The organism is Rhodanobacter sp. Root480 (assembly GCF_001426645.1).
GTDB lineage: Bacteria > Pseudomonadota > Gammaproteobacteria > Xanthomonadales > Rhodanobacteraceae > Rhodanobacter > Rhodanobacter ginsenosidimutans.
Genome location: NZ_LMEX01000001.1, coordinates 259,803 through 275,728, shown reverse-complemented (window position 1 = coordinate 275,728; position 15,926 = coordinate 259,803). Strand labels below are relative to the sequence as shown.

Below are 15,926 nucleotides of genomic sequence, written 5' to 3'. Positions count from 1 at the left end.
ACTTGGGTAAGCGCAACGCTACGGGTGAACCTATCGGCCGCGGCCGCAGCCCCTCCTACAAAAAACCTCAAGCCGTTGTAGGAGCGACTTCAGTCGCGACGGAGGCTGCGGGGTCGCGGCTGAAGCCGCTCCTACAAAAAGCCTCGAGCCGCTGTAGGAACAACTTCAGTCGCGCCGGGGCCGAGGGGTCGCGGCTGAAGCCGCTCCTACAAAAAGACCTCAAGCCCGCTGTAGGAGCGACTTCAGTCGCGACGGGGCTGCCGGGTCGCGGCTGAAGCCGCTCCTACAATTTGGGCCGCCGGTCTCAGCGTGCCCCCTCCGCCGTCCACTTCTTCAACCACGCATTCACCGCGTCGTGCCATTGCACGCTGTTGTGCGGCTTCAGCACCCAGTGGTTTTCGTCGGGGAAGGTGAGGAATTCGCTGGGGATGCCGCGGCGCTGAAGGGCGGTGAATGCGCTGAGGCCCTGGGTGAGGGGGATGCGGAAATCCTTGGCGCTGTGGATGACCAGCATCGGCACGCGCCAATCCTTGACGTAGTTGATCGGGTTGAATTTCTCGTAGTTTTCGGGGTGGTCGAACTGGGTGCCGCCGTTCTCCATTTCCTCGAACCACAACTCTTCGGTTTCGTAGTACATGGCGCGGGTGTCGAACACGCCGTCGTGATCGATCAGGCATTTCCAGGGTTCGTTCCAGACGCCCGCAATCCAGTAGGTCATGTAGCCACCGTAGCTGGCGCCCATGGCGCAGGCGCGGTCGCCGTCGAGGAAGCTGTACTTGTCCAACGCGGCCTTCCAGCCCAGTTTCAGATCCTCCAATGGCTTGCCGCCCCAGTCACCGGAAATAGAGTCGGTGAATGCCTGGCCGTAGCCGGTGGATCCGTGGAAGTTCACCGTCACCACCGCAAAACCCTGGCCGGCGTAGGTCTGCGGGTTCCAGCGGTAGCTCCAGCCATTGCCCATCGCGCCCTGCGGACCACCGTGGATGATGAAGGCCACTGGATAGGTTTTACCGGGCTGGTAGTTCGCCGGCTTCACCACGTAACCCTGCACATTCGCGCCATCGGCACCCTTGAAGTTGAAGAACTTGGCGTCACCGACCTGGGCGTTTTTCAGGTCCGCTGCGTTGAAATGGGTGACTTGCTTCAAGTGGCTGCCATTAGTGCCCGCCAGGTACAGATCGGCAGGCCGCTTCAGGTCGTCGCGCGACAGCAGCAGCTTGCCCGCCGCCAGCGAATAGCCGCCCACCGTGCCATCGCTAACCACCTTGCGCACTTTGCCGCTGGCCGTGTCGATCGCAAACAGCGGATGCTGGCCCTCGTCATCGGCCGTGGCGTAAAGCGTCTTGCCATCGGCCGAAATGCCCAAGCCACCAGGCGAGCGATCCCACTTGGGATCGACCTCGTGCTTTGCACTCGTGGCCAGGTCCAGCGCCATGATCGCGAAACGATCGGCCTCGGCGCCCGGCTTCTTCATCGCGAGGTAATAAAGCGTCTTGCCGTCGGGCGATGCCACCGGAAAGCCATCCCACGCCTTGTTGTCCGCCGTGAGGTTGGTGGGCGCCGCCGAGCCATCCACCGGTACGCGATACACGTCGAAATTGGTCGACCACGGCTCCGTGGTGCCCGCGATGCGGACGTCGAAAAACACGCTCTTGCCATCCGGCGCAAAGGTGAATTCGCTGTCGTCACCGAACGGCTTGCTCGGCACATCGCCATCGATACCGCGAGTGAGCAAGGTCGGCTCCGCGGGCAACTGCCCCTTGCCGTCGAACCGCGCCACATATAGCTGGTTGCGCCGGCCATCGGCCCAGGTGTCCCAGTGCCGCACAAAGAGCTTGGTGTACAGCGTGCCGCTGGCCTTGTCCTTCTCCCGCGCAGCCAACCGCTCATGCGTGCACGCCAGGTTGGCGCAATCGGTGAACACCTCATACGACAGCAGCGCCCGCCCGCCATCGGGCGACAACTTGTAGCCACCCAGATCCAGCACGCCATGGCTCACCTGCACCGGCGCAGCGTGCCGGGCAAGATCAAGCCCATTTCCGCCCGCCAGATCCAGCCGCCACAACTGCGTCACACCCTTGGCCGCCGCCAGGAAATAAAGGCTGCGCCCATCATTCGACCAGCGCGCGGAACTGCCCTTCTCCACCACCTTCACCGGCTGGCCACCCTTGCCCAGGTCCAGCACGTACACCGCGGTGACACCCTTGTTCGCGGCGTAATCCGTACTGCGCACACCAAACGCCGCATAACGACCGTCCGGCGACAACTGCGGGTCGCTCACCCGGTCCATCATCACCAGATCACGCACGTTGAACGGATGCGCCCCCTGGACCTTGGCGAACGTGGTGTCCACCACATCGACATCCGCCGCCAGCGCAGGCGCGGACGCCAGCGCAAGCAGCAGGCAGGCAATCAGAGGTTTCATGGCGAGTCCTTGGTAAATAAAGCGCCAAGGTAACCGGCGCACGTGCGACGGGCAAAGGTTTGCGGCTTTTGGCGCTTCGATCGTACGTTTGGCGAACGAATCGTCGGCGACCCCGCCGATGGAAGTCACATATTCATGACATCGATTGCCCAATGTCGTATATTTGCGACATGGAAACCCAAGCGCCGCTTGCTCAACTTATTCGCCAACTCGGCGACACGCTTCGCGCCGAACGCCACGCACAGGGTTTGACGCAGGCCGAAACAGCGCGACGTGCCGGCATCGGCCGACAGAAATTGATTCAGGTGGAACAAGGCAAACCTGGCGTGGCTTTGGCTGCGTACGCCGCCGCCATGGATGCGCTCGGGTTGGCCCCAACGGTCAAACCAGCAGAAATTCGCATTGCCGAATTCCCCCAACTCGAACGATTGACCTGGAACCGACCGGGTACGGCGACCCTTACCGAACGCGACGCACTTGCTCTTTATGAACGCCACTGGGATCTGGTCGATAGCGACGAGATGCCGGCTCGCGAACGCGTGCTCATACAGCGGCTGGTGGAAAAATACGGAAACGGTGTCCTGCATGTTTGAGCGCCCGCACCATCAAAGGATCGCAAAGCTGCTCCATCTCATGGATGGCGAGCTACTCGCCAGAGCGGAGTGCTATTTCGGCGGAGGCACCGCCGTCGCACTTGAACTCGGCGAGTATCGCGAGTCGGTAGACATCGACTTCCTGTGCTCAAACAGGGAGGGCTATCGGCTGTTGCGCAACGCGATAACGCCGCCCACGTTGGGCGCCGTGCTGCGCTCCCCGGTAAAGCATCTCCGCGAGGTCCGCACACATCGCGACAAGATATCCGCGTTTTTGGAGATGGACGAGGTGCCCATCAAGGTCGAATTCGTGTTGGAAGGACGCATCGAGATCAGCGGCGCCTTGCACCCAGAGCTTGGTGTGCCATGCCTCGATCGTGACGATATGTATGCCGAAAAGTTGCTGGCCAACACCGACCGCGCCATGGATCGCTCGCAAATGAGCCGCGATCTGATCGATCTGGCCATGATGATCCGGGCCTGGGGGCCCATACCCGCAGCCGCCCTGAAAAAAGCCGAAGCCGCCTATGGCCAGGCCATCTACCGTTACTTTGACCGTGGGCTGGAGTTGCTGAGCGACGGCGGGTATCGCGATGAATGCTTGCGGACGATGGGCATGGCGCCGCAACTGGGCTCCATGATCATCGCGACGCTCGACAAACATCGCCCACGACCACCAACCGGTGGCTGAACTGTGTTATCGACACATATGGGGTTGAAATCGAACCGCTCGGTAGTGCTGGTGGTCAATGGTCATATACGACTTCATCCATGAGGCCACCATGTCGATTGAAAAGGTCACCGCCGCGCTCGCGGCTCATCCAGATATCGAGTTGGCGTTCGTCTACGGTTCGGTGGCTCGCGATCAGGCACGCCGCGACAGCGACGTCGACGTGGCAGTGCAGGCGTCTGCGCCGCTGGACGCGGACGAAAAGATGCGTCTGATCGAAGACATCGCCGCTGCCACTGGCCGCGCGGTGGACCTCGTCGATCTGCGCGTCGTAGGCGAACCGCTGCTCGGGCAAATCCTCAAACATGGCCTGCAGATTCGTGGCGAACCCGCCGACCGCGCGCTGCTGATGCAGCGGCATGTCTACGCCATGGAAGATTTCATGCCCTATGTGGAGCGCACGCTGGCGGAACGGAGAAAGGCATGAATCGGCTGATTGTCGAACGCAAGCTCGATTCGCTGCGACGGTGCCTGGACAGGGTGCGCGAGCGCTGCCCTGACGACGTCGCCACGTTGGCGAACAATGCCGATCTTCAGGACATCGTGGTACTCAACCTCAGCCGCGCGGTGCAGATCTGTGTCGCTGGCGCTTCACACATTGTCGAGCGTAGGACAATCCGTTCCCGACACCATGGGGCAAGCGTTCGATCGCCTGGTACCAACGGAGCACATATCGGCCGACTTGGCATCAAGGCTGAAAAAGGCAGTCGGTTTCCGCAACATCGCGGTACATAACTACAGCGGCATCGCCTGGGCGATCGTGCATGCCATCGCGACCAGGCATCTGGGTGATTTTGAGGCGTTTGCACAAGTCATGGCTCTGCAAGCCACGCCTCCCCAAAGGAATTCCCCGTAATCCGTGCCATTGCACCCACCAGCCGGTGGTCACAGGCACGCCGGATTCCGTGACGTCCATCTCATCTTCGAAGGCAATGTCCCTCCGCCTACGCCCCCAACCGCCCAGGCAACGATATTTCCACGCCCTTGGTACAAAACGTGCCTCCTCCGCTCAACTGACAGGGGAGTCCATCATGCGCCAACGTATTTCCGCCGGTTTTACCTTGATCGAGTTGATGATCGTGGTGGCGATCATCGCCATCCTCGCCGCCATCGCCATCCCTGCTTATCAGGACTATCTGATCCGCGCGCAGGTGACGGAGGGGATGAGTCTTGGTTCGGGGGCCAAGGCCGCGATCTGGGATTTCGTTTCCAACACCGGGCGTTTTCCACCGAACAATCACTCAGCCGGTTTGGCAAAAAGCACATCCATCACCGGCGCCTACGTATCCGACGTCGACGTCGCCAATGGACAGATCAAAGTGCTCTTCCAAGGTGCAAAGGCCAACACCCACATCAACGGTACCGACAAGTACCTCATCCTCTCGCCCGTCACCGGGGCTGGCAGCATCACATGGACGTGCACGCCGAGCACGGTCGACCGGAAGTACTTGCCCACCTCGTGCCGCCCATAGTTCGACACAGATAATCATGCACAAACTGACCATCAGCGTCACAACGTGACAAGCACTGACAGCCATTACACCCGACGCCGTCCACCGCAATAGGGTAAGTCAATGAGCATCTGCCGCAGCCTTGTGCGCTTTCGTGATCATGGGCACAATCCCTACACCCGCAGATATGCGCCAATACGTCAGCGGCAGACATGGCATGCAACCTGCTTTGTTTTGCCGCGAGCTTCCTGGTCATCCTGACCGCGAGTAAGGGGAGTCCCATCCCGCCTAGGGGGAACGGGACTGGAGCTCAGGGGGCATCACCGGTTAGCTAACCAGAACACAAGGGAACCAACATGAAGAGCATGCAGAAAGGCTTTACCCTGATCGAATTGATGATCGTGGTCGCGATCATCGCGATCCTCGCCGCCATCGCGATTCCAGCGTATCAGGATTACCTGATCCGCTCGCAGGTGTCGGAGGGCGCAGTGTTGTCGGACGGTGCGAAGACCGCAATTGCGGAGTTCTACAGCAATACGGGGCATTTCCCCTCGGAGAATGCATCTGCTGGCTTGGCTACGGCGGAAAGTATCTCCGGTAAATATGTGGCTTCGGTCGACGTCAGCACTACGGCTGGTGTCATCGCAGCGAAGTACAACAAGACCAATGCAAACACGAAGATTCAGGATAAGGTACTTCAGTTCTCGGCAATCACCCACGCGGGCAGTATCGAGTGGACTTGCAAGAGCGACGACGTCGACACGAAGTATCTGCCAACCTCGTGCCGCAAATAGTTCTGATTTTCCTGGATAGATCTGATTGCGCTGGAAGGGCCGCCACGTGCGGCCCTTCTTAATTTCGGATTGTTATTGATGCAAAAGCGCCATGGAATACTGATTGTTTTATTAATGCTTTTCAGTGCCGTGATCCTATGTTATTGGCCCGGCCTTCATGGCAGCTTCCTGTTTGACGATTTCGCGAATCTTCCCAGCTTGGGGGCGGCCGGCCCTGTAGATAGTTGGTCGACGTTCTGGCGCTATATCACCTCCGGCACAGCCGATCCCACAGGTCGCCCACTGACCCTGCTGACCTTTCTGATTGACGCCCACAACTGGCCAGCCGCCCCCTTCCCGTTCAAGCGCACCAACCTGACTGTGCACCTGGTCAACGGTGCCCTGCTGTACATCCTGCTGGCCAAACTCAGCCAACTGCTGACTGCCGACACCGCACGCTATCGAGCCGCCGCCTTGCTTGGCACCGCGCTATGGCTGCTGCACCCCTTACTGGTTTCCACCACGCTGTACATCGTGCAACGCGAAGCGATGTTGCCGGCTACCTGTGTGCTGGCCGGCTTGTTGACCTGGCTCCACGGACGCGAACGTTTGGTCACGGGGCATCTGCGCTCCGGCCTGATCTGGAGCGTACTCGGGCTGGGTGGATTCACCGTGTTGGGTGTGCTGTCCAAAGCCAACGGCATATTGCTGCCATGTTACGCATTGGTGATCGAAGCGATCCTGCTGAGTTCACGACGCCCTATCCCTCAAGCGCGGGAAAAGCGCGCACATCGTCTCGTAATGTGGCTCTTCGCCATCATTCCCACAACGGGCATTTGCCTGTACCTGGTGCGTGTTGGTGCAACCGGGATGCTCCACGGTGGCAATGCAGGCATCCGCTCGTGGACCTACGCACAACGTCTACTGACCGAGCCGCGCGTGGTGATGGATTACCTGTCACTGCTATGGCTACCCCGCCCGTTCTCCAGCGGTTTGTTCAATGACCAATACGCCGCATCGACTTCACTGATCCATCCGCTCTCAACCTTATGGGCGCTCTTGGCGGTGGTCGTACTCATCTCGGGGGCGTGGTGGTTCCGACGGCGTTATACGGCATGGTCTCTCGCCGTACTGTTCTTTTTCGCCGGCCACCTGCTTGAGTCCACTTCCGTTCCGCTGGAGCTGTACTTCGAACACCGTAATTACGTACCGGCATTGCTGATGTTCTGGCCCCTGGGCTTGTGGCTCGCGGACACGCGCAAGCTGAAACTACCCAAACAGATTCTGATGATTGCACTGCCGCTGGGTCTGGCGCTGATGACACATGCACGAGCCACCGTGTGGGGGAATGTGCGAACCCAGGCCCTGGTCTGGGCACAGATCAATCCGGATTCACCGCGTGCGCAGGCCAACGCGGCGCAAATCCTGATGCAATCGGGGCAACCAAAAGAGGCCGCTCAACGATTGCAGGCGCTTCTGGCAACCAAGCCCGATGAAAGCCAGTTGGCCTTCAACCTGATCGGTGCGCACTGCCTCACCGGTGGCATCACACAAGCGGACATCGATGCCGCGCGCGTAGCGATGCAAGGCAGCGCGAATACCGGCTCGCTGTTCGCCCACTGGTTTGAACGCACCCTGCCAGTCGCGATGGCGGGTAGTTGCCCTGGGCTGACTCCCGACGTACTTCTTGACCTCATAAATGCGGGTTTGCAGAATCCCAGGCTGGCTGGCGCAGGGCGGCAACAAGATCTGGTCTACCTGCGCGGCACAGTTGCACTGGCACGCCACCAGGCCGATGCGGCGTTGCTGGATTTCAAACGGGCGCTGGATCTCCAGGTACGCCCTGCGCTTGCTCTGAAGGGCGCGGCAGCGCTTGGTTCAGCCGGCTACCCTCAGCAAGGTCTGCAGTTGCTCGACCATTATGAACAGGTCAAAGAGCGAACGATGCCCGCACGTTTTGGTATGCCGATGCTGCACGAATGGGTTCTTTCATATCAGCACTACTGGCCCAACGAGCTAGCTCATTTACGTCATCAGTTGAACCTCGACGCACGTGCTGCAAACGTCAATACTGGGCCTTCGAATCCTGATCGGGGTGCCACTCGATAATGCGCGCTTCTACCCGCCGCTTGCTGCCCAATCTGATTTTCGCGGCGGCGATACTCGCCACGATAGCCGTCTACTGGTCCGGCCTCAGCGGTGGGTTCCTGTTCGACGACTACCCCAATATCGTCGAGAACCGTGGCGTGCAACCGCCCGATGCCAGCTTGCCTTCGCTGGTTCGCGCCGCGCTTTCCTCCCCGTCCAGCGAGTTCAAGCGTCCTTTGGCGTCGCTCAGTTTTGCCGCCAATTACCTGGCGACCGGGCTAGACCCGTACTGGATGAAGTTGACCAACCTGATCATCCATCTGCTGAACGGCTTGCTGGTGTTTTTGCTGGCGCGGGCGTTGGTGATTGTTGGAAGCAAAAGCATCGCGGCTGAAGCCGCTCCTACAACGGAAGTGAGTCGAGCTGGTGTCACGGCGGCACTGATTGCCGGAGCCTGGATGTTGCTGCCGATCAACCTCACGGCAGTGGTTTATGTCGTGCAGCGCATGGAGAGCATGGCGAACCTGTTCGTGCTGCTGGGCCTGATCGGTTACATGGCCGGGCGTCAGCGCATGCTGGCAGCTCGTACCAGCAAGGGAACCGGCACGGGGCTGTTGCTCTGCATTTCCAGCCTCATCCTGGGCACCGTATTCGGGTTGCTCGCCAAGGAAACGGCAGTGATGCTGCCGCTATACGCCTTCCTGGTCGAATGGATCGTGCTGAATTTCCGGGCGCCACCAGCAATGACCACCACATCAGAGGCAGGCGAAACGCACCCCACCCATTGCAACAAGCCGGACTACCGCATCATCGGCCTGTTCGTCGTGGTGTTGTTGTTGCCTTTGATCGTCGGACTGGTCTGGCTGTTGCCGGGGCTGTTCCACCCGAGTCAGTGGTCCACCCGCGATTTCACCATGAACACGCGCCTGCTCAGCGAAGCACGCATCGTCGCCGATTACGTCGTGTGGACCCTGTTCCCGACGCCTGGTGCGCTCTCGTTCTATCACGATGATTTCTCCGTCTCCACGGGTCTTCTGACACCGTGGACCACGCTGGCCGGCATGCTGTTTCTCGCCGGCATGGCAGCCCTGATGTTCTGGATGCGCAAGCGCAGGCCGCTGACGGCATTGGGCATTGCGCTGTTCCTCGGCTGCCACCTTCTCACCGGCACCGTGTTGCCGCTGGAATTGATCTACGAGCACCGCAACTACTTCGCCAGCTTCGGCTTGATGCTCGCCATCATTCCCTACCTCGCCGCCCCGCCCTGCCCACCTGTAGGAGCGACTTCAGTCGCGACCGCACACGACGAACACCCTGGCCAATCCCAACCTTTCGCCCTCCCCCGCTACACCCTGCTCGCCGGCCTGCTGCTGAGCTGGGCCGCCCTCACCGCCCTCACCGCGCATGCCTGGGGCAACCCGCTGCGGCTCGCCGAAGATCTCGCCGCCCGCGCCCCGCAGTCGCCCCGCGCGCAATACGAGTTGGGTCGCACCTACATCATCTATTCCCACTACCAACCCGACTCGCCGTTCACCCGGCTGGCGTATGCGCCACTGGAGAAATCCGCTGCACTGCCCAACTCCTCCATCCTTCCGGAGCAGGCACTGATCTTCATGAACGCGCGGATGAACCTGCCACTGAAGGACGCGTGGTGGGACAGCATGATCACCAAGCTGAAAGCGACCCAGCCCGGGGTACAAGACGAAAGCTCGCTAGGCGCGCTGACGCAGTGCGCCCGGGAGAAAAATTGCGACCTGCCCCCTGATAGGATGACGGAGGCGTTCATCGCTGCGCTCTCCCACCCCGGTCCCAGGCCCCGCCTGCTTGCCACCTATGGCGACTACGCCTGGAACGTGCTCCATGACCATGACCTGGGCGAGCGCATGACTGAAGAAGCCGTCAAGGCAAAACCGGACGAACCTGCATACCAGATTACGCTGGTGCGTATGCTCGCTGCCCAGGGCCGCAAGGCGGACGCCGAGAAGGCATTGCGACAATTGGAGGCGCTGAACATAGGTGGGCGGCTTGACGGTAGTTTGAGTGAACTACGCGCGATGCTGGCCCGCCAATAAGGAAGCAAATGTGGGGAACCTCAAATATCCGACTTTCGCTCTTCATCCCGGCAAAGGCCGGGCTCCAATGCCTTGGAAGCCAATGTCTTGCAAGCGCTGGGTTGACCAGTCCTTCGGACTAGGAACGGACGTTATTCGAGATTCCCAACAGGCACCCGCCTCGTAGAACAGCGGCCGCAGCCGCGAAACTTCCGGTCGCCTGACCCGACAAACCAGATACCTCATCACACCACGTGTAACCAAAGCAAAACAACGGCACACTTAGCCCGTTATCGCAGGCAATATGGACAGGCTACGCTGGCCATCCAGGCGCAGGTACACCGCGATTACCGAATGACGAACGACCTCAAAAAGATCTGGGCCATTTTTACTCCAGCCGAGCGGCGCAAGTCCGTATGGATGCTGATTCTGGTGGCCCTGATGGCGCTGGCCGAAACCGGCGGCGTGTTGTCGATTATGCCGTTCCTTTCCGTGCTTGGCCGCCCCGACGTAATCCACCAGAACCACTGGTTGCAATTGGCCTACGACCGACTGGGTTTCGAGGACGCACGCAGCTTCCTGATTGCGCTGGGGCTGGTATCCATCGCCACGGTGCTCGGTTCGTCCGTGTTCAAGACGATCGTGTTGCACCTGCTGAACCGCTTCATCCACCTGCTGCGCCATTCCGTGAGCGCGCGCCTGTTGTCGCGTTATCTGCGCCAACCCTACGAGTTTTTCCTGACACGCAATCCGTCGGTGCTCAGCCGCAATGTGCTATCCGAGGTGGATCAGTTGTTGTTCAACCTGATCCAGCCTCTGTCGCAACTGATTGCCCAAGGCGCAGTGGTGCTGGCCGTCCTGTTGCTGGTGTTTCTGTACAACCCATTGACCGCGCTGGCCATCGTGATGGTGGTGGGGCTGCTGTACGGCGGCATCTACGGCTTGGTGCGCAAGCGCCTGGTGCGCATCGGCACGGAGCGGCAAGCCGCCAACGCGCACCGCTTCCAGTCCTGCAACGAGGTGCTGGGTGGCATCAAGGACGTCAAGGTGACCCACGCGGCGATGGCCTACCAGGAAAAATTCAACCGGGCCTCGCGCCAACTGTCGCGGCACATGGCCACCAGCGACACGCTGAGCCAGTCGCCGCTGTACCTCGTGGAAGCCGTGGGCTACTGCGGACTGATCCTGCTGGCCTTGGTGCTGATGCTCAATCGCGGCGACATCGCCCACGTATTGCCAGCCCTCGGCCTATACGGCTTCGCTGCTTACCGCCTGCTGCCCTCGGCGCAAATCATGTACCGCGGCCTCGCCAAGCTGAAGTTTTCCTCGGCGGCACTGGATTCTGTCCACCACGACCTGGTGTTGCCCGACGACGAAACGGTCGCCTCCGGGCCAATGTTGGCGCCACGCAAGGAAATCCGCCTGCAGAATATCCGCTACGCCTACCCCTCCACGCCCAACAAACCCGTGCTGGATCACCTCAACCTGCACATTCCGGCGGGCACCAGCGTCGGAATCGTCGGCAAAACCGGCGCCGGCAAAAGCACGTTGATGGATATCCTGTTGGGCCTGTTGCAACCGCGGTCCGGCACCCTGTACGTAGACGACACCGCCCTCGATGCCGGCAACGTCGCTGCATGGCAGCGCGCCATCGGCTACGTGCCGCAACACATCTACCTGGCCGACGCCAGCGTGGCGGAAAACATCGCTTTCGGCGTCGCACGCAAAGACATCGATATGGCCGCAGTGCAACGCGCAGCGCGCGCTGCGCAGATTCACGACTTCGTCGTGGATGAACTCAAGGACGGCTACGACACGTCCATCGGCGATCGCGGCATCCGCCTTTCCGGTGGCCAGCGCCAGCGTATCGGCATCGCCCGCGCGCTGTACCGTGACCCGCCAGTGCTGTTCATGGACGAGGCCACGAGTGCCTTGGATGGAGAAACTGAGGATGCATTGAATGAGTCCATTCAAGAGCTATCCGATACAAAAACCATCCTAGTCATTGCACATAAAGAATCTTCCTTAAAATATTGCAAGAAAATAGTTCATCTATAAATCGTTGAAAAAACACATTCTTGTCGCACCCATAAAATCCTAAAAAATGCATCTATATATAAATAATCTCCGAGAGCTGCCCAACTTTGGATGCAGGACAACAGGCAATGCTCTTGAGGAGCTCCTTAAAATAAACAACATCATAGAAGAATATGATGCGACAGAAAGCGCCAGTGACCCAGGAGCCTGGGCTTCCTACGCAAAGATCCCACTCAAGGACGGCGGCATCATACCAAGGTCCATATACGACAAACTATTCAGCATAAGAAGAGATATTCCTAGAATATTTCGCGCAACTCAATGGATCGACAAAATATTCGGCGCAAGCCACGACTATATAACTAATGATCCGAATAAAAGCATAATTAAATATCGACAATTCTCTAAATCCATGCCGGAGTTGTCAAATTTAGAGAACAAAATCCTACAATCTGAAGGAATAATAATAAATGGTGAAGGAACCTTAATTCTCGGCCATCCCACACAGCGAGATGCACTTTATCTGCTCTTCGTTATTGCGCTAGCGAAGGAGCTAAAAAGGCCCGTATATTTGCTGAACGCAATGATCTCTTCATGTCCCTACAGTGGCGAAAATCTGGCCCTGCTTCGCTTGGCAAAGTCATTGCTAAAATACTGCAAATTAATCGCAGTGCGTGAATCAAAGTCGCACGAATACGTCGCCGCACTATCCGGGGAAAGTAATCTTCGTCTTATCCCAGACGCTCTCTTCACTTGGGGGCCGAGAATAAGATATTGTGTGGAAACAGTTCGAAGGGAACCGAAACTATGCATATCTCACCCGGATAATTTGCCAAAGACCGACCTAGTTTTCGACCGTCCCTATGTGTGCATCTCGGGAAGTTCAAGCGCTTGGCGCTACAAAGAAAAGATACATGACCAATTTGTTAAGCTCATAAACCATCTAAAGGAAGGTGGCCAAAGCGTGATCTGTGTTGAAACATGCGACGGAGACAACTTTTTAGAAAAGGCAGCAAAAGAATGTAATGTTTTCTTCCTCCCCAAGAGAACACCCATAATGGCCGCCATGGGCGTGCTGGCCGGCGCTCAAATATATATAACAGGGCGATATCATCCTGCCATTATGGCTAGCGCTAACGGCGTACCGTGTATCTTCTTGACATCCAACTCCCATAAAACCACATCGATCCAACTACTGCTCGGATATAAAAATATTCGCGAGTACCCAGTTTGCCCTGACGATGACGAAATCGCGGACATCCTGCAGCATGCGAAAGAAACGTTGGCTAATAGAGCTGATGTCTCTCACCAGATTTACAGCGATTTCGAACGTAGGAGGATTGAAGCTAACGAATACGTGAACATAGTTGAGTCTCGGTCATGAATGACGCGAAACGCTTAGTAACGGCTATCATCGTAACCTTTAATCGCCGCGAGCTTTTAGAGAGATGCCTGAAAGCCATCGCCAACCAGACCAACAAGCCACAACAGGTACTCATTATAGATAATGCGTCAACTGACGGGACGCAAGAATGGGTTGAAGATTGGTTAGTTGAGCACATTCCCCAAGGACGCCTGTCCAAGCTTGACTCAAATATCGGGGGAGCCGGCGGGTTCGCTCACGGCATGGAAATAGCTATGGACGGGAGATGTGACTGGGTATGGATGATGGACGACGATGCGGAGCCATGTCCGGATGCCTTGGAACAACTATTAAATGAGCCGCTCAATACCTCCAACATCTATTCCTCTGCGGCCGTTTCAGGAGAGAATTTAGCTTGGCCCATAATACCGTCCTCTAGCACATGCGGACCTCTATTGCGATCCTCTGACCTTCGTCCCTTTATGGAGGTAAGTAGCGTGCCATTTCTCGGCATATTGATAAGTGCTGAAATTATAAAGAAAATTGGATATCCCGACGCAGGATATTTCTTCCAGTTCGACGACGTTGAGTATTGCCTGCGATCAAGAAAGGTTGGAGCAAGCATTATTATAATTGGTTCAAGCCGCATTAATCACCCCCTAGCCACGCGCTATCCGGTGAAGATTCTTGGTAAAACGCTTTATACATTTCGAATGATGCCATGGAAGCGCTACTATTACGTCCGAAATCGCATTCTTCTGGCCAAGAAACATTTCGGCCTTTCTGCCTACTATAATACAGTGCCAGCATCATTTTTTCGCTTAATTGGGACATTGATAAACGAGCCTAATCGCATTTTGCAAACGTGGGCGACTATTGCTGGTGTCTGGGACGGGCTATGGGGCCGCAAAGGGCAGAGACATAAACACTGGGGATTACGCGCTTGACGACCCCACATCATAAAATGCCAAAGCTGCACATAGCGATGCTGATATCGAATCTACGCGGCGATGGTGCAGTTGGAATGCTGCTTTCCTTAGCAGAAGAACTGAGTAACCGTAATTACACCATCGATTTGTTGACAGTTCGTGAAGATGGCGAACGGGCTGAATGTTTACCAGCCAATGTCAGACAGATCAAACTTGGAGCATCCCGCCCACTCCGCGCTGTACCAGCCATTGCTCGCTACCTCCGCCAGGTTCGCCCAAGCGTGCTTATAGCAAGTGAACACTATACCGGGCTGCCCGCGCTATATGCGCTTTTCCTTGCACGAGTGAATACCCGATGTGTTATTCGACAGGACAATACTTGGGGTATGGACAGCCGACGATTCAGAGGAAGGCACCGCTTCCTTACGCCTTGGATGGTAGATCTATGTTTCCGATACGCTGAAATCATCGCCGTATCAAAGGGTGTCGCAAGAGATCTGATCGGACATTTCCCACATCTGCGAAAGAACGTAACCGTAATTTATAATCCCGTTCTTTCAGAACGCTTGATCGCTCGCGCACGCGAACCGTTGAGCCATCCTTGGTTCGCGCCCGGAAAACCACCCGTATTGGTTGCTGCAGGGCGCCTTCAACCGGCAAAAGGTTTTGATGTCTTGATCGATGCGTTTTCCCGCGTAGTTAAGGTGACGCCTGCACGCTTGCTGATTCTTGGCGAGGGGCCCGATCGCGAGCGCCTACAGCAGCAGATCATGGCAAACAACCTCACAGACGCCTGCGAGCTCGTTGGTTATCAATATAACCCTTACCCATACATGGCAAGGTCCCATGCTTTTGTTTTGTCTTCACGGTTCGAGGGCCTGCCAACTGTCCTTATCGAGGCACTTGCGGTTGGTGCTACCGTCATAGCCACTGACTGTCACAGCGGGCCTCGGGAAATCCTTGCGGATGGGGCATTTGGCACTCTTGTTCCTGTTGAAGATGTCAACGCATTAGCTGATGCCATGGTTGCCCAAATTTTGAATCCAAGAGCCATTCGAGCTGATTTGGGTGAGTGGCTTCACCAATTCGACGTAGACACCAGCGTGGGCAAACACGAGAAGCTCATACAAGCCACCCTTGCGTCCCCTCCACCTCGCGCAAGGCCAATCCCGCTTAGCATTGATGGCGGCACTCAAGATCGACACTGAGGGGCGAGGCAAAAGTCTTGCGCGGCGCCTCCAAGTCGGAGATCGATCCAGGCTCCCAGAAGTCCTGAATGAACTCACGGATCAGCTTGAACGGTGCGCTTGAGCAGACCGAATTTAGGGGACTCTTCCGGTATCAACCCGATACGCGAAATTGGATCCAACTTAGTACAACCGAATCTTCGCGTAGAACAAATCTTGATCGAAGCGCGGTTTCACGGCGCAACCGAATACACTATTCAAGGCACCAGAATTTGGTTCTGCTGGACAGCATCTTCCCA

General features: G+C 57.5%; 13 protein-coding genes. 12 read left to right on the top strand and 1 reads right to left on the bottom strand.

What is annotated here, in order from left to right; translation table 11 throughout:
• Positions 1 to 304: 304 nt before the first annotated feature.
• Positions 305 to 2,425, bottom strand: a complete 2,121-nt coding sequence (locus ASD22_RS01350; RefSeq protein ID WP_056077918.1) for a S9 family peptidase — start codon at positions 2,423 to 2,425, stop codon at positions 305 to 307.
• A 152-nt stretch (positions 2,426 to 2,577) separates the two neighbouring features.
• Here ASD22_RS01350 and ASD22_RS16250 point away from each other — a divergent pair, with 152 nt between their 5' ends.
• From ASD22_RS16250 to ASD22_RS16235, 12 genes are all read left to right on the top strand, one after another.
• Positions 2,578 to 3,018, top strand: coding sequence for a helix-turn-helix domain-containing protein (locus ASD22_RS16250; RefSeq protein WP_082520086.1), 441 nt, complete (start codon positions 2,578 to 2,580; stop codon positions 3,016 to 3,018).
• Positions 3,011 to 3,709: a nucleotidyl transferase AbiEii/AbiGii toxin family protein gene (locus ASD22_RS01340; protein ID WP_056077903.1), complete on the top strand. Its 699-nt coding sequence runs from the start codon at positions 3,011 to 3,013 to the stop codon at positions 3,707 to 3,709. Before ASD22_RS16250 ends, ASD22_RS01340 begins: the two co-directional genes overlap by 8 nt.
• A 91-nt stretch (positions 3,710 to 3,800) precedes the next feature.
• Positions 3,801 to 4,175, top strand: a complete 375-nt coding sequence (locus tag ASD22_RS01335) for a nucleotidyltransferase domain-containing protein (RefSeq protein WP_056080760.1) — start codon at positions 3,801 to 3,803, stop codon at positions 4,173 to 4,175.
• Positions 4,172 to 4,483 carry a hypothetical protein gene (locus ASD22_RS16980; protein ID WP_235577467.1) on the top strand — a complete coding sequence of 104 codons (312 nt, stop codon included), beginning with the start codon at positions 4,172 to 4,174 and terminating at the stop codon, positions 4,481 to 4,483. Before ASD22_RS01335 ends, ASD22_RS16980 begins: the two co-directional genes overlap by 4 nt.
• A 296-nt stretch (positions 4,484 to 4,779) precedes the next feature.
• Complete coding sequence (locus ASD22_RS01325; protein WP_056077900.1) at positions 4,780 to 5,220, top strand: pilin; 441 nt, start codon at positions 4,780 to 4,782, stop codon at positions 5,218 to 5,220.
• A gap of 335 nt (positions 5,221 to 5,555) precedes the next feature.
• Positions 5,556 to 5,993, top strand: coding sequence for a pilin (locus tag ASD22_RS01320; protein WP_056077897.1), 438 nt, complete (start codon positions 5,556 to 5,558; stop codon positions 5,991 to 5,993).
• 78 nt (positions 5,994 to 6,071) lie between these two features.
• Positions 6,072 to 8,081 carry a tetratricopeptide repeat protein gene (locus ASD22_RS01315; protein ID WP_056077895.1) on the top strand — a complete coding sequence of 670 codons (2,010 nt, stop codon included), beginning with the start codon at positions 6,072 to 6,074 and terminating at the stop codon, positions 8,079 to 8,081.
• On the top strand, positions 8,081 to 10,132 hold the full coding sequence (locus ASD22_RS01310) for a hypothetical protein (RefSeq protein ID WP_056077892.1): 2,052 nt from the start codon (positions 8,081 to 8,083) through the stop codon (positions 10,130 to 10,132). The genes ASD22_RS01315 and ASD22_RS01310 overlap by 1 nt, the downstream gene beginning before the upstream one ends.
• 333 nt (positions 10,133 to 10,465) lie before the next feature.
• Positions 10,466 to 12,169 carry an ABC transporter ATP-binding protein gene (locus tag ASD22_RS01305; RefSeq protein WP_056077890.1) on the top strand — a complete coding sequence of 568 codons (1,704 nt, stop codon included), beginning with the start codon at positions 10,466 to 10,468 and terminating at the stop codon, positions 12,167 to 12,169.
• A gap of 46 nt (positions 12,170 to 12,215) precedes the next feature.
• Entirely contained in the window at positions 12,216 to 13,532 is a 1,317-nt protein-coding gene (locus ASD22_RS16245; protein ID WP_082520085.1) for a polysaccharide pyruvyl transferase family protein, read from the top strand.
• On the top strand, positions 13,529 to 14,458 hold the full coding sequence (locus ASD22_RS16240; protein ID WP_082520084.1) for a glycosyltransferase family 2 protein: 930 nt from the start codon (positions 13,529 to 13,531) through the stop codon (positions 14,456 to 14,458). The genes ASD22_RS16245 and ASD22_RS16240 overlap by 4 nt, the downstream gene beginning before the upstream one ends.
• Entirely contained in the window at positions 14,455 to 15,648 is a 1,194-nt protein-coding gene (locus tag ASD22_RS16235) for a glycosyltransferase (protein ID WP_156458914.1), read from the top strand. The genes ASD22_RS16240 and ASD22_RS16235 overlap by 4 nt, the downstream gene beginning before the upstream one ends.
• The last annotated feature ends 278 nt before the right edge of the window (positions 15,649 to 15,926 follow it).

Bases quoted from the DNA above. Each gene is read 5' to 3' on its own strand.
- ASD22_RS01350 (WP_056077918.1), bottom strand. From the start codon at position 2,425: ATGAAACCTCTGATTGCCTGCCTGCTGCTTGCGCTGGCGTCCGCGCCT.
- ASD22_RS16250 (WP_082520086.1), top strand. From the start codon at position 2,578: ATGTCGTATATTTGCGACATGGAAACCCAAGCGCCGCTTGCTCAACTT.
- ASD22_RS01340 (WP_056077903.1), top strand. From the start codon at position 3,011: ATGTTTGAGCGCCCGCACCATCAAAGGATCGCAAAGCTGCTCCATCTC.
- ASD22_RS01335 (WP_056080760.1), top strand. From the start codon at position 3,801: ATGTCGATTGAAAAGGTCACCGCCGCGCTCGCGGCTCATCCAGATATC.
- ASD22_RS16980 (WP_235577467.1), top strand. From the start codon at position 4,172: ATGAATCGGCTGATTGTCGAACGCAAGCTCGATTCGCTGCGACGGTGC.
- ASD22_RS01325 (WP_056077900.1), top strand. From the start codon at position 4,780: ATGCGCCAACGTATTTCCGCCGGTTTTACCTTGATCGAGTTGATGATC.
- ASD22_RS01320 (WP_056077897.1), top strand. From the start codon at position 5,556: ATGAAGAGCATGCAGAAAGGCTTTACCCTGATCGAATTGATGATCGTG.
- ASD22_RS01315 (WP_056077895.1), top strand. From the start codon at position 6,072: ATGCAAAAGCGCCATGGAATACTGATTGTTTTATTAATGCTTTTCAGT.
- ASD22_RS01310 (WP_056077892.1), top strand. From the start codon at position 8,081: ATGCGCGCTTCTACCCGCCGCTTGCTGCCCAATCTGATTTTCGCGGCG.
- ASD22_RS01305 (WP_056077890.1), top strand. From the start codon at position 10,466: ATGACGAACGACCTCAAAAAGATCTGGGCCATTTTTACTCCAGCCGAG.
- ASD22_RS16245 (WP_082520085.1), top strand. From the start codon at position 12,216: ATGCATCTATATATAAATAATCTCCGAGAGCTGCCCAACTTTGGATGC.
- ASD22_RS16240 (WP_082520084.1), top strand. From the start codon at position 13,529: ATGAATGACGCGAAACGCTTAGTAACGGCTATCATCGTAACCTTTAAT.